The following is a 13,420-nucleotide window of genomic DNA, read 5'->3' on the forward strand; positions in this document are numbered from 1 at the left end:
GCTTTAACGTCGAACCCCGTGCAGACCCTCGCGATCATCGGAACTGGAATCGCCGGCCTTGGGTGCGCGTATTTTCTACGCGAGCGTTTCGATCTCACGATCTACGAACAGAACGATTACGCCGGTGGGCATACCAATACCATCATCGTCGATGAATGCGGACACGCGGTGCCGATCGACACCGGGTTCATGGTTTTCAACCATGTCACCTACCCGAATCTCACCCGACTTTTTCGCGAGCTGGATGTCGAGACCAAGCCGACGAGCATGTCCTTCAGCGTGCAGCATGTTCCCACCGGCCTGGAGTACAACGGCGGCAGCCTGGATCTCCTCTTCGGTCAGCGGCGCAATCTTTTTCGCCCACGCCACTGGCGCATGCTCGCGCAGATCAATCGCTTCAACGCCGAAGCGGTATCCGCGCTCGAGGATGCGCGTTTCGCGGAATACACGCTGCGCGATTACGTCGCCGAGCGCGGCTACGGCGAGGACATGCTGAATTTCTATCTCGTGCCGATGAGCAGTGCGGTGTGGAGCACGCCTCCGGAGAAGATGCTCGATTTTCCTGCCATGACCCTGCTGCGCTTCTGGCACAACCACGGCTTCCTCGGCCTGCACACCCAGCACCCCTGGTTCACCGTCACGCATGGCGCGAAAAGCTATGTGGAAAAGATCACTGCGCTCCTGCCCGAGCGGGTGAAATTGAAGAACGCCGCGATGCAGATTACACGTAACGGAACCAAAGCGTGCGTGGCTTCGAAGGATGGAAACCGGCGCGAATTCGACAAGGTGATCCTCGCCTGTCACGCCGACCAGTCCCTCGCCTTGCTCGCCGACCCCACCGACATGGAGACGCGTCTGCTGAGCAAATTCCAATATGAGTCGAATATCGCGACGCTGCACACCGATTGCGCGTTCATGCCAAAGACCGAGCGCTGCTGGGCTTCGTGGAACTATCGCATCGACGCCGGTCCCGATGGGCAGGTCTTGCCGACGACGCACTATTGGATGAACAGCCTCCAAGGGCTCTCGCGAAATCGGAACTACTTCGTCTCGCTCAACGCGCACGATCGCATCGCCCCAGAAAAAGTGCTGCGGCGGATCGAGTACGAACACCCCCTCTTCGATCTCGCGGCTATCGATGCGCAGAAAGAACTGCCGCAACTCAACCGTCTCGCGTCCGGCCAGACGACCTATTACGCTGGTGCGTGGTTCAAATACGGCTTCCACGAGGACGGCTTCACCAGCGCGCTGGAATGTGCGCGCGCCGTCACCGGAGAAGCCATCTGGTCATGAACTCCTGCCTCTACGAATGCAGTGTCATGCACCATCGGTTGGGGCCGAAGGAACATCACTTCCGCTATCGGATCTTCCTGTTCGCGCTCGATCTGGATGAGCTCGACACAATTGCCAGGGAGGTGCCGCTCTTCAGCCGCAACCAATGGAATCTCTACGCCTTTCGAGACCGCGACCATCTGACCCTTCCGGGCGGCGAAGCGACCTCCGCGCGCGAAAACCTCATCACTTATCTCGCGCAGCACGACATCTCATTTCCCGCGGACGGACGCATTACCCTCGTCACGTTGCCGCGCGTGCTCGGCTACATCTTCAATCCGGTCTCCTTCTACTTCTGCCACGATGCCACCGGCGCGCCGCTCTGCGCGGTGGTCGAGGTGGGCAATACCTTCGGTGAGATGAAGCCGTATTTCCTGCGCGAGCCGTCCGGCAAAAATGCCTTCCGGCTCATCACCCCGAAACACTTCTACGTCTCGCCATTCTCCGCGCTCGATCTCGCCTTCGATTTCAAGCTCCACGTCCCCGGAGATCAGTTGGAAATCCACATCGACGATCGCGAAGGCGAACGCCGTGTGTTGCTCAGCTCGCTGACCGGAAAACGCGCGCCGCTCACCACGGCACAGCTTGCGTGGTTCACGCTCAAGTATCCGCTCATCACCTTGAGGGTCATCTTCCTCATCCACTGGCACGCCCTCCTCCTGTGGAGGCAACGCCTGCCGTGGTATCGCAAAGCCGATCGCCGCGATCTGCAGCGCGATGTCCTCCGTCCGCACGCCTCTCTCGCCGCCAAAGCGCCATGAACGAAACCGCCACCCTCAATCCCGCTCCTTTGCTCACGCCGGCTTCATCGGCCGCGCCAGCCAGCCTCTATCAGCGCCTCGTCCTGGACGCGCTCGAGAAAATGACCGCCGGCTCCCTGCGTCTCGAGTTGCCGGGCGGCGCCTTGCGGATGATCGGCATACCCGGTGCCGAAGTGGATGCAACGATTTCCGTCCGTTCCGCAGCGTTTTTCCAAAAGTGTGTCCTCTTCGGTGATGTCGGTTTTGGCGAAAGCTATGTCGACGGCGATTGGGACACCGATTCGATCGAGCGCGTCATCGCCTGGGCCATCCTGAATGTGGAAAATTCGCCCGCGATGTCCGGTTCGAAAGTTCGCTCCTTCGCGCTGAACCTGCTCAAATTTTACAATCGCGCGCGGCACCTCCTGCGCCCGAATGACGTGACTATCGCGCGTCGCAACATCGCCGAGCACTACGACCTCGGGAACGATTTCTATCGGCTGTGGCTCGACGAGACGATGACCTATTCGAGCGCCTGTTTCACCGCACCGGGCCAGTCGTTGCGCGATGCCCAGATCGCGAAGTACGACGCGCTTTGCCGCAAGCTGAAGGTCCGCGCCGGAGAGCATCTGCTGGAGATCGGCAGCGGTTGGGGTGGGATGGCCTGCCACGCCGCGAAGCAATACGGCGTGCGCGTCACCACCGTCACGATTTCCGAGGAGCAGTTCAAATTCGCCCGGGAACGTATCGTCCGGGAAGACCTCGCGGATCGCGTGGAGGTGCGACTGCAGGACTACCGGCATATCGAGGGGCAGTATGACAAGATCGTCTCCATCGAGATGATGGAGGCGTTGGGCGATCGCTATCTGCCGACCTACCTGGCGAAGCTGAATGCACTGCTGAAGCCGAATGGCCTGGTCGCCCTGCAATACATCACCGTGCCGGATTGCCGCCACGCCGAGTTGCGCCGCGGGATCGACTTCATCCAAAAGCACATCTTCCCCGGCTCGTTGCTCCTCAGCGTCGGCCGGGTGAATGCCATGCTCCAGCGCACGGGCGATCTTTTCCCGCATGACTTGGAAGACCTCGGCGCCAGCTATGCGCGAACGCTCCACGTGTGGTGGAAGAACTTCAACGCCCAACTTGCCGGCGTGCGCGCGCTCGGCTTCGATGAACGATTCATTCGCAAGTGGAACTACTATCTCCAATACTGCGAAGCGGCCTTCGCCGGCCGCAATATCAGCGTTGTCCAGGCCATCTATACGCGGCCCAACAATCGCTCCCTCCACACTACTTATTGAGCTGCCAGCATGATCTCCAAACCCGTCGTCAACGTCAGTGAAACGGAACGCTATGCCGCCGGCATTATCGGCGCGATGCTGCTCGCCGCGGGCTTGCGTCCGCTGAAACCCTGGCGCCTGTTTTGGGCGGCGTGCTGCTTCTACCGGCTCTTCACCGGCAATTGCAAAGGCTACGAAATGCTCGGCATCAGCACCTGCGAACGGAAGCGCCCATGACGGCTGCACCTGCGACCGCGCCTCCCGCTGCCGCCTTCTGGCAGCGGCGCGTGGTCACGCCGATAGTCAATCAACTCAAGCAAGGCATCACCCCGGAAAAGATCGCGCTGACCATCGCGCTGGGGCTGCTGATCAGCATCTTCCCGATCATTGGCGCGACCACGCTCCTTTGCGGACTGGTCGCCTTCGCGCTGCGGCTCAATCAGCCAATCATTCAGATCGTCAATTACCTCGCCTACCCGCTGCAGCTCATCCTGCTCATCCCTTTCTATCGTGCGGGTGAATATCTCCTCGGCCTCAAGCCGGTGCCGCTGAATATCCGGCTGCTCTTCGCCCGCTTCCGAGCCGACGCCGGACAGTTCTTCAAGGACTTCGGTCTCATCGCCCTGGGCGGCGTCCTCGTCTGGCTCGTGCTCGCTCCCTTCGCCGGCGCTGCGATCTACTACGCGACCCGTCCCTTTCTGCGCGCGCTCGCCGCCCGCATTCACGCGCGATGATCCACTGGTTGCTCATCGGTCTCGTCTTGATGCTCGTCGCCTTCGCGATGGTCTGGGCGATTGGCCTGAAGATCCGCAACTACTCCTTCCTCGATGTCATCTGGAGTTACGGTGTTGCCATCCTCGCTCCGATCTACTCCGCGGTCGGGCCTGGCAACATCCAGCGCAAGATCGCTTTCACCGTGTTCGGCATGGCGTGGAGCCTGCGTCTCGGCACCTACCTCTTTTTCCGTGTCCTGAAACATCATCCGAAAGAAGACGTTCGTTACGAAGGTCTGCGCGCCCGCTGGCCCGGTAGCGGGATGTTCCTGCTCTTCCACGAACTCCAGGCGGGGATCGTGCTGATTTTTTCCCTGCCCTTCCTCTTCGCGGCCTGGTCGCCCGTGCCGCTTCAGGTCCTCGACAAGATCGGCCTCGCGGTCGTGCTGGTTGCCTTCCATGGCGAAACCACCGCCGACCGCCAGATGATGCGCTTCAAGAGTGCCCCTGCCAATCACGGGCGGGTTTGCAACGTCGGCCTGTGGCACTATTCACGCCATCCCAATTACTTTTTCGAGTTCCTCATCTGGGTCGGCTTCGCGGTAGCCTCGCTCAGCTCGCCTCACGGCTGGATCACGCTCCTCTGCCCTGCGCTCATGTATTACTTCCTCACCAAGGTAACCGGCATTCCGCTCACCGAAGAATACGCGCTCAAAAGCAAAGGCGACGCTTACCGCGAGTATCAGCGCACCACGAGCGGCTTCATCCCCTGGTTCCCGAAAAGGATCTGATCGTTCTTCGATTTGATTGCATCTGTAAGAAGACTTCTTGCGAACAAGTATCACGCGTCTCGCCTGACATTCCATGATTTCCGTCGACTCCATTCTCGAGGCCAATGTGGTTCCCGATCCGCTGATCCGGCTCGGCATCCGTCATCTGCTCAGGGAGACGTTGCGGGAGAAAGGGGCGGGCAGCACGGAAGAGCGTCAGGCGCGATTGCAGGCGCATATCGATGGCCTGCGGCGGAGCCCCATCGCGGTCCAGACCCACGCGGCCAACGAGCAGCACTACGAAGTGCCGACGCACTTCTATCAATACGCGCTCGGCAAGCGGCTGAAATACAGCTCCGGATACTGGCCGGTGGGAGTGAATACGCTCGATGAGGCCGAGGAGAAGATGCTCGCGCTGACTTGCGAGCGCGCCGAGCTTGCCGATGGGCAGCGCATTCTCGAACTCGGTTGTGGCTGGGGTTCGCTGTCGTTGTGGATGGCGGAGAAATATCCACAGGCCCGCATTACCGCGGTCTCGAATTCGCGCACCCAGAAGGAACACATCGATGCGGAGGCCGCGCAACGCGGATGGCCGAATCTCACGATCATCACCGCGGATATGAATGTCTTCGACATCGCCGAGACATTCGACCGCGTGGTGTCGGTCGAGATGTTCGAACACATGAAGAATTACCAACTGCTGCTCGCCAGGGTGGCGCGCTGGCTGGCCCCGGGCGGGAAGCTTTTCGTGCACATCTTCACGCACCGCGAAATCGCCTATCACTACGAGGACAAGGGGCCGAGCGATTGGATGACGCGTTACTTTTTCTCCGGTGGGCAGATGCCGTCGCATGACACGCTGCTGCATTTTCAGGACGACGTGCGTCTCGAGACACGTTGGACGGTGAGCGGCGCGCACTATCAAAAGACCGCCGAAGCCTGGCTGCAAAACATGGACGCGCATCGCACCGAGATTCTGCCCATCTTCGCGCAAACTTATGGCGAGGAGCAGACCACGCGATGGTGGGTTTACTGGCGCGTCTTTTTCATGGCTTGCGCGGAGCTGTGGGGTTATCGCGGTGGGGACGAGTGGATCGTCTCGCACTATCGCTTCCGCAAACCGTGAAAGCTTTTGCCCTCCAGAGCGTCCTCGCTGCCCTTTGGCTGATGACATCTGCCTTCGCGGCCGATGACTCGATTGCCGCGGCGATCGCCAGGGGGGATGCCGCGGATGAACAACTCAAGACCCCGGAGGCGCTTGCCGCGTATCTCGAAGCCGAAAAGCTCGGTGGCAAAAGTGCTGAAGTGCTCAGCAAGATTTCGCGGGAATATTCGCTTTCGATGGTCGACACGAAATCGCGAGACGAGCAACGCAAGCTGGGAGAAAAGAGTCTCGAGTATTCGCAGCATGCCGTGGCCGCGGATCCGAACAATGCGGTGTCGCAACTGGGACTGGCGATCTGCTACGGCCGCATCGCGCCGTATCTCGATAACAAGACGAAGATCGCTTACTCCAAGCTGGTGAAGGAGCACGTCGATAAGGCGCTCAAGCTCGATCCGTCGCTGGACTACGGTTATCACGTGCTCGGGGCGTGGAATTATGAATTGGCGAGTCTGAATCCCGTGCTGCGGGTGATTGCGAAATTGATCTATGGCGACTTGCCTCCGGCCTCGTATGAAGACGCGGTGAAGAATTTCAAGAAAGCCATCGAGCTCGCGCCGCAACGTGTGGTGCATCACATCGAGTTGGGCCGCACCTATGCTGCCATGGGAGAAAAGGACCTCGCGCGGGCGGAATTGAACAAAGGCCTGGCGTTACCGAATCGTGAGAAGGACGACCCGGGCGCCAAGGAGCGCGGCCGCGAGGCGTTGAGGAAACTCTGAAGGCCGTTACTGCGTGACCGCGCGCAGGAAGGTTTCCACGGCGTAGGTGCTGATTTGTCCGCCCGGGCCGTTGAAATTGAAATCGAAGGCGTGGGTCGCCCACGGGAGGCGCACGAAGCAATGCGGCGTGCCGACGCTGTCGAGCCGCCGGGAGAGCCGTTCGCTTTGCAGATACCACACCAGCTCATCGCGTCGGCCGTGGATAAGTAACGTCGGCGGGCTGTCGCTGTTCGCGAGCAAAATGCTCGAGGCCCCGTCGTAATTCGCGCGGGCATCTGTTGGATCACCGCCCATGTATTGCCGGACGAGTTTCAGGGAATTGAGGATGTCGTCGGCGCGCGCGTATTTGAAAGCGTAATGCATGTCCGCCGGGGAATAGAAAGCGATGCAGCCGCGAATGGTGCGATCGTGCGCGCCGTAGGCGACGGCTTCTGCGATCTGTCCGCCGGCGGAACGGCCCAGCAGGACAAAGCGCTGTGGGTCGACGCCAAACTGCGCGGCGTGCTGGCGGAGATAGTCGATGGCATCGAAGACGTCGTCGCGCTGGGCAGGCCACGTCCAGCGGGGCGCAAGGCGGTATTCGATCGCCGCGACCGCGTAGCCTTCGCGAGCGAGACAGTGATTCAGCGGGGCGCCTTCCGACACCGAGCCGTTTATCCAGCCGCCGCCGTGAATGGCGATGACACACGGCGCGGGCGAAGTCCCGTGGTGACGATAGAGCAAGAGGTGCAGCGCGTCATTGCCGTGCTGCGCGTAGGTGTACGTTTCGACGGGGACGGGTTCGACCTTCGGCGGAAACCACAGCTTCTTCCACGAAAGCGGCGTGGGATCGTCCGCGCTATGGGCCGCCGGCGCGCTGCTGGGGAAGGCTTCCGCGAGCTGTTTCGGCAGGCGATAGGCCACGGGAATCGCGCGCACGACCGAGGACAAAAAGAGCACGGAAGCGGCGAGTGCGAAGGCGGTCCCGAAGCAATTGATGCGCGTGCGGGCCACCGGCAGAAATGCCAGGACCAACGGAATGAGGAAAAGCCAGTGTCCGTATTCCGTGGCGACCACGGCCACGGGGAAGAGCGCCATCGTGGGCACCTTCACCACGGCAAAGGCCGCCGCTCCGCAAAGCACCACGGCGCTCAGCAGGCGAAACAGCGACCAAATCCGCATCATCCGAGAAAAGACACGCGGCAGCCGCCGACGTTCAAGAACCGCGGGTCGGAAATGTCACTCAATTACTGCTCAGGAGAACGATCGGGCCCGTGGGTTCAGGCATGCCACCCGCGGGTTCCACGCTGATGGCAAATTTGTCCGACTTGCTGATCGGTTTTTTCGGCTCAAAGAAAACGTGGGCCAGTCCGCCGGCATCCACCGTCACAATTCCTCCACTGACCGGCTGAGGGTATTTCGGATCGATCACCCAGAGCTGGTAGTCCTTGCCGGAAGCCGGTTGTGGGATGTTCGCGAGCTTGAGCACGCCGCGCTGCCTTTCCGGATCCCACACGATGACCGCACTGGCCTTGGCGTAGGCTTCGACTTGCGCGGAAAGCGTGGCGATCTTCACCTTCGCCAGCGTGTCGCGCGCCTGCCATTCCTTGCGGTCCTGGAGCAAGGCATCGCGATCTTGTTGCAATTGGCCGCGCTCCACCCAGAAGGCGGCGGTGGAGATGGCGAAGCCGGCGGCCAGCGCCCACGGCAGGAGATTTCCCCCGCCGCTCGACTGCGTGGGTGCGTTTGCTTGGGTCATTGGTTGGGATGTGGAAGCCGGCGTGCTCGCCTCGGCCCGAACGCGCGCGAGAATGCGTTCGCGCAATTCCGGCGGTGGCAATTGTGCCGGCGCATCGTGCGCCAGCGCCGCGGCGGTTTCGCGCAGGCTGTCGGCCAGCGCTTTCAATTCGCGATCGTTGGCGAGCAGAGCCTCGAAGGCGAGCGTCGCTTCAGGATCGAGCGCACCGAGGGCATATTCCGCGGCGAGGTCCTGGCGATGTTCGTCGATCATGCGACCTCCTCCAGGAATTCGCGCAGCTTGAGCAGGCCGCGACGGATGCGGGCCTTGATCGTGCCGAGCGGGGCGCCGAGCTTCTCGGCGATTTGCTCATGCGTGAGGCCGCTGAAAAAAGCGAGTTCCACCGCCTGCTTTTGCTCGGCGGGGATTTGCGTGAGCGCGGAACGCACCCGCGCCCCTTCGTCGCGACGCGCCGCCTCGCCGGCAGCGGCATCATCGACTTCGGGAAAATGGCTGAACTCCACCGTGGCCTTCTCGATCGTGCGGTCGAAACGCTGGCGCACGCGCAGGCGATCGATGGTTTTGTTGCGCAAGATCATCACTGCCCAGGTGAAAGGACTGCTCCGCGCCGGATCATACGTCGACGCCCGGCGCCAGATGTGCGCGAAGCCTTCCTGCAGCACGTCCTCCGCCTCCTTTTCGTCGCGCGTCATCTTGAGGACGAACGAATACAGGCCGGGAGAAAAGCGATCGTAGAGGGCGCCGAAGGCCGCCTCATCACCCGCGGCGATGCGCGCAAGCAATTGTGCATCGATCTGGCGGTCGCTTTGCTGAGCTGGGGTCATGGATCGTGAGCCAGCCGAGGCATTGAAAACACCAGCGTGCATTTCCAAAGCGACAGACAGACTGGCGCCGGACACTGCGGGGTTCCAAAGCGTTTGGCAAGTGGCTAACACGTGGTTTAGACGCTGGCCGGCGGGAAAGAGATGCAGGAAAGTGGCGGGGGATAGGAAGAATAGGAAGGATGGGAGGAATAGGACTCCTATGACTCCCATTCTTCCCATAGCTCCTATTTCTGTGAACCGAGGACGCTGCCTCCGCGTTAGTCGCGGATCTTGCGATAGCGCATCGGCGTGTAGCCGGCGGCGACCAGTGCGGAGATATCGCGTTCGGAACTGAGCGTTTTGCTGAATGGCGCGGCTTCGTAGAACAGCGCGCGCGTTTTGGTGGCGTCGAGCCATTTGACGAAAAGGATCACGTGGCCGCCCTCGGTGTTCATGATGTCGGCCGGCTGGAGCTGTTCGGGAGCGCGCAGCTTCTGGCAGATTTCCGCGAGGGTGGAGGTGTCGTATTTGTGGGGCAGCTTCCAGCAGCGCGAGACGAAGCCCGAGCAATCGATGCCCACGGCATCGCCGCTCACCGCATTCCCGCCGAGGCGTCGCTTGTCCGAGGTGTAGACATCGCCGGCGGCTTTGCCCGCGCGCACACCTTTGTCGAAGCTCTCCGGTGTATCGAAGCCGCCCCATTTGTAGGCGACGCCGGAATTGGTGGCGTCGACTTCCCAGCACGCTTCGTCGGGCGAGCCATGGCCGCCTGGGCGGTCCGGGGTGTTGATCTGCACGCCACGCGAATCCGGGCCGTGGCGCAGATTCTTTTCCGAGGATTGCCACTGATGGTGGATGTAGTTTTCCGCGACCTGGAGTGCCTCGGTGCGCGTGAGTGTCTGCGCGCGCAGTGGGACTATGCCGCAGAGTGCAATCCATAGCGGAACGAAGAAACGCAACGCCGTCAAACGAGAGGAACCTGCACGAACCGGGGTATTCATAACGCGAGTCGAATGTAGCCGGTCCAAGGAAAAGTCAAAGAGGGCGGTGCGGGCGCGTTCTCTAGAGGTCTGCTACGCGCCCGCTTTCTATCGTCCCTGTCGAATTACTGCGCACTCTCGGTGGTGGAAGCCGCAGTCGGCGCGTGCCAGAGGATGAAGGGGAAACCGGCGATTTCGATCCGCTCCGTATGGCCCGGCAACGTGGAGAGAATCTCTGGGGCGTTCTTTGCTCCGAGCCAGACCACGCCCCCCGCAGGATGTTCCGACGCGAGCATGCCGCGCCAATCTTCCGGCGTGATCAGATTCGTGAGGATCGGCCGGCGTGCATAGTAGGTGAGCGCGCTGCCGTAGGGATCGAAGTTCGCGAGGATCGTGGCGCCGGGCGGAAAGGCCTGGAGGAGCCGCGTGCCGAGCGTGGGGATGAGTTCCATCGGTTCCTGCACCGCGCCATCGAGGATGAGATACGGCGAGCGCATTTCCTCCGAACGGCGGAGGCCAACTCCCGCCAATGCGACCAGGACGATGACCGCCGCGCTGGGAATGGCCACCCTCCCCACCGACGGGAGCTTGTCACTCCAACGACAAAGGCACTCCAAACCCAGGCCCGCCAGAATGGCGACAGCGCCGATGACGTAAAACGGCGCGAAGTCGTGAATGAACGATTCGTTGCGCAGCAGCACGACATAGAGCGTGCCCGCGATGGTGAGCAGCGTGGCGGTGAGGGCGAGCCAGCGCGTGCCTTCCGAGCGGCGATCGCGAATGAGATGGATGATTCCCAGACCGGCAAAGACCCAGGTCAGCGCGAGGTAATTGCCGCGCAAATCGGCGCCCACGGTGCGCAGCCAGTCGCTCCACGTAAAGCGCGGCGCATTCTCGGCGATGGGCGCGGTGCTCGTGGGAATGGCGTTGCCGAGACGCATTTGCAACGCGGTCCAGAGATCGGTCCACGCGGCGGCATTCACGCTGTGGATTTGCCAGAGGAAGAGCAGGCCGGCGCAACCGACCAGGGCGACGAAGAGGAATCCGAGCGGGCGCATCTCGCGGGACGCGAAAAAGAGCAGCCACGCCGCAGCGCTGAGGACGAGCAGATAACCGGGCCAATCCGTCCACAAACAGAGCGCCGCGAAAATTGCCGCGGCTACTGCCCAGCGGGTATGCGAGGTGCGCTTCCAGTGCCAGAGACAGGCGAGCAACGCGATCATCCAAAACGTGAGCACCGGCTCGAAGTCCACCATGTCGCCGTAATGCAGTTCCATCGGCACGATGGCGAAAATGGCCGCGACGAAGGTCGCCGCCCGTGGTCCGGCAGTGCGCAACAGCAGAAACCACAGCACCACCACGCTGGCCAGCGAGGCGAGAATCGGCACCAATCGCGCCATTCCTTCCGATTCGCCGAAGAGTGCGAATGAGCCTGTGACCAGCACCGGCAACAACGTCGGATGATGCACGTAGTAGGCTTCCGGCGGAATCGGCAGCGGCCCGAAATAAAGCGTCGCGGGCACGCCCGCGGAGCGGAGGCCAGCGCGGAGATTGTTATGGGCCGCCTGGGCGTAAACGGCGCCGTACCAGTTGTCCTCCTCGGACCAGGGACGCTGGAAGCCGACCGCGAAATGAACCACGAGAAAAGCGAGAATGGCGATCAACCCCAGTGCCCACCAACGTGACCGGGGGGCGAAAGAATCGGGAGTGGACGGGGAAGTGCTCGTGGACATGGAAAAGCGGGGCACGGACAATAGAAGGGCGCACGGCGAATGTCCGCGTATTTTCGCGCCGAAAGAGCCGCCGGTGCCTTGCTCATCCTGGCATTCTCTGTTAAGTGCCCGCCATGCAGCGCGTTCTGTTCCCCTCTTTGGCCCTCTTGTGCGCGGCTTCCCTGGCGGTGGCCCAGCTCCCGACCATCGATCCGCCGCGCAATTGGAAAACCGCCGAAGGCGCGCCCTTTCAGGCTTCGCTGATGAGTTTCGATGGTACCACCGCCATCTTCCGCATGCAGAATGGCAGCCGCGCCCAGGCGCCCGCTACGAAGCTGAGCGCGGACGACCAGAAATATCTCCAGGACTGGCAGAAGAAACAGCCGATCAACACCACCATGCCGAACGAGGTCGGCGTGGAAACTGCGCAGGTCAAAGCCGAGGTGGTGAGCGAAGATCCCGTGGCGGAGAAATTCGTCTATCGCACCCAGCACTTCGAATTCGAGTCGCAGGGCAAATTCAACCAGGTGCTGCTGCGCGACGTGGCGCGCAATTTCGAAGCGACCTACGAGTTGCTCAAGGCGCTGCCCTGGCATATCGATCCCAAACCGGAATCCGGCGACCTCTTTCACGCGAAACTGCTCAAGGACAAGGACGCCTATTTCGCCGCGGGCGGCATGCGTAATAGCGGCGGCATGTACAGCTCGCGGCAGCAGCTTTTCCTCGTGCCGTTCGAAAGCATCGGCGTGAAGCTCGTCGGCAAGGCTTACGCGAAGGACGAGAATTTCGAGACGCATACCATGGTGCACGAGCTCACGCACCAGATGATGCATTTCTGGCTCGATTATCTCCCGCAGTGGGTCGTCGAGGGCACGGCCGAATACACCGGCACGTTGCCGCTGCACACCGGCCAGTTTCGGGTCTCCGCGGCGAAGAATGGGCTGCGCGATTATCTCGCCTTCCTCAAGAACAAGACGATGAATGGTGTGCCCGAGCCGTATCCGCTCGAACAGCTTTTCCCGATCACCAACGAGCAATGGAACAAAGTGCTCGAGGACGATCCGCGCGCTTCGCACCGGCTGTATTTCACCTCCTTCCTGCTCGTTTACTATTTCATGCACCTCGACGGGAAAGGCGACGGCCAGCTCTTCGCGCGCTACTTCCGCGAAGTCGGCGAGGTCCGCAAATCGGTCGAGGATTATTACAAGGCGATGGAGGACTTCAAAAAGCAGCCGGGCGTGAAGGTGAATCCCGATGGGAGCTTCACCTATCGCAGCGACATGGTGCTGCCGAAGCCGCCGGATGTCATCAAGTCGCCTGAGGCGCGCGCGGAGTTCCAGAAAAAGACGCTGCAGATCCTGCTCGATGGGCGCAGCGAGGCGGACCTGATGAAGCAGATTCGCACCGGCTACTCACATCTCGGGATCCGGCTGTAAGCCGCTTTTTTCTTAATCTTAATCTTAATCTT

The 13,420-nt window shown here is 61.3% G+C and carries 14 protein-coding genes; 9 read left to right on the forward strand and 5 right to left on the reverse strand.

Annotated elements, in window-relative coordinates:
• The first annotated feature begins 18 nt into the window (after nucleotides 1–18).
• The 8 genes from CFE428DRAFT_RS25910 to CFE428DRAFT_RS25945 all read left to right on the forward strand — a co-directional run bounded on the left by CFE428DRAFT_RS25910 (nucleotide 19) and on the right by CFE428DRAFT_RS25945 (nucleotide 6,719).
• Nucleotides 19–1,293, forward strand: a complete 1,275-nt coding sequence (locus tag CFE428DRAFT_RS25910) for an NAD(P)/FAD-dependent oxidoreductase (RefSeq protein WP_006982651.1) — start codon at nucleotides 19–21, stop codon at nucleotides 1,291–1,293.
• The gene (locus tag CFE428DRAFT_RS25915) at nucleotides 1,290–2,093 is read left to right on the forward strand and encodes a DUF1365 domain-containing protein (RefSeq protein ID WP_006982652.1); all 804 of its coding nucleotides are present in this window, start codon (nucleotides 1,290–1,292) and stop codon (nucleotides 2,091–2,093) included. The genes CFE428DRAFT_RS25910 and CFE428DRAFT_RS25915 overlap by 4 nt, the downstream gene beginning before the upstream one ends.
• Nucleotides 2,090–3,373, forward strand: coding sequence for an SAM-dependent methyltransferase (locus CFE428DRAFT_RS25920; RefSeq protein ID WP_006982653.1), 1,284 nt, complete (start codon nucleotides 2,090–2,092; stop codon nucleotides 3,371–3,373). The genes CFE428DRAFT_RS25915 and CFE428DRAFT_RS25920 overlap by 4 nt, the downstream gene beginning before the upstream one ends.
• Nucleotides 3,374–3,382: 9 nt before the next feature.
• Complete coding sequence (locus tag CFE428DRAFT_RS25925; RefSeq protein ID WP_006982654.1) at nucleotides 3,383–3,589, forward strand: YgaP family membrane protein; 207 nt, start codon at nucleotides 3,383–3,385, stop codon at nucleotides 3,587–3,589.
• Complete coding sequence (locus CFE428DRAFT_RS25930) at nucleotides 3,586–4,086, forward strand: DUF2062 domain-containing protein (protein WP_006982655.1); 501 nt, start codon at nucleotides 3,586–3,588, stop codon at nucleotides 4,084–4,086. Before CFE428DRAFT_RS25925 ends, CFE428DRAFT_RS25930 begins: the two co-directional genes overlap by 4 nt.
• Nucleotides 4,083–4,856 (forward strand): DUF1295 domain-containing protein, encoded by a 774-nt coding sequence (locus CFE428DRAFT_RS25935; RefSeq protein WP_006982656.1) that lies wholly within the window; start codon nucleotides 4,083–4,085, stop codon nucleotides 4,854–4,856. The genes CFE428DRAFT_RS25930 and CFE428DRAFT_RS25935 overlap by 4 nt, the downstream gene beginning before the upstream one ends.
• Before the next feature lie 73 nt (nucleotides 4,857–4,929).
• Entirely contained in the window at nucleotides 4,930–5,961 is a 1,032-nt protein-coding gene (locus CFE428DRAFT_RS25940) for an SAM-dependent methyltransferase (protein WP_006982657.1), read from the forward strand.
• Nucleotides 5,958–6,719 carry a tetratricopeptide repeat protein gene (locus CFE428DRAFT_RS25945; protein WP_006982658.1) on the forward strand — a complete coding sequence of 254 codons (762 nt, stop codon included), beginning with the start codon at nucleotides 5,958–5,960 and terminating at the stop codon, nucleotides 6,717–6,719. Before CFE428DRAFT_RS25940 ends, CFE428DRAFT_RS25945 begins: the two co-directional genes overlap by 4 nt.
• 6 nt (nucleotides 6,720–6,725) lie before the next feature.
• Here CFE428DRAFT_RS25945 and CFE428DRAFT_RS25950 read toward each other — a convergent pair whose 3' ends face one another.
• The 5 genes from CFE428DRAFT_RS25950 to CFE428DRAFT_RS25970 form a co-directional block, all read right to left on the reverse strand.
• Nucleotides 6,726–7,883, reverse strand: a complete 1,158-nt coding sequence (locus CFE428DRAFT_RS25950; protein WP_006982659.1) for an alpha/beta hydrolase — start codon at nucleotides 7,881–7,883, stop codon at nucleotides 6,726–6,728.
• 58 nt (nucleotides 7,884–7,941) lie between these two features.
• Nucleotides 7,942–8,709 (reverse strand): anti-sigma factor, encoded by a 768-nt coding sequence (locus CFE428DRAFT_RS34515; RefSeq protein WP_006982660.1) that lies wholly within the window; start codon nucleotides 8,707–8,709, stop codon nucleotides 7,942–7,944.
• Entirely contained in the window at nucleotides 8,706–9,281 is a 576-nt protein-coding gene (locus CFE428DRAFT_RS37770; protein ID WP_006982661.1) for a sigma-70 family RNA polymerase sigma factor, read from the reverse strand. The genes CFE428DRAFT_RS34515 and CFE428DRAFT_RS37770 overlap by 4 nt, the downstream gene beginning before the upstream one ends.
• 257 nt (nucleotides 9,282–9,538) lie before the next feature.
• Entirely contained in the window at nucleotides 9,539–10,261 is a 723-nt protein-coding gene (locus CFE428DRAFT_RS37775) for an NlpC/P60 family protein (protein WP_006982662.1), read from the reverse strand.
• Between the two features lie 104 nt (nucleotides 10,262–10,365).
• Nucleotides 10,366–11,973 (reverse strand): glycosyltransferase family 39 protein, encoded by a 1,608-nt coding sequence (locus tag CFE428DRAFT_RS25970; RefSeq protein WP_006982663.1) that lies wholly within the window; start codon nucleotides 11,971–11,973, stop codon nucleotides 10,366–10,368.
• Between the two features lie 113 nt (nucleotides 11,974–12,086).
• On the opposite strand from CFE428DRAFT_RS25970, the gene CFE428DRAFT_RS25975 reads away from it, so the two are divergent.
• A complete protein-coding gene (locus CFE428DRAFT_RS25975; protein WP_006982664.1) occupies nucleotides 12,087–13,388 on the forward strand; it encodes a hypothetical protein in 1,302 nt (433 codons plus the stop codon).
• Nucleotides 13,389–13,420 lie beyond the last annotated feature (32 nt).

Source organism: Chthoniobacter flavus Ellin428 (assembly GCF_000173075.1).
Lineage (GTDB): Bacteria > Verrucomicrobiota > Verrucomicrobiia > Chthoniobacterales > Chthoniobacteraceae > Chthoniobacter > Chthoniobacter flavus.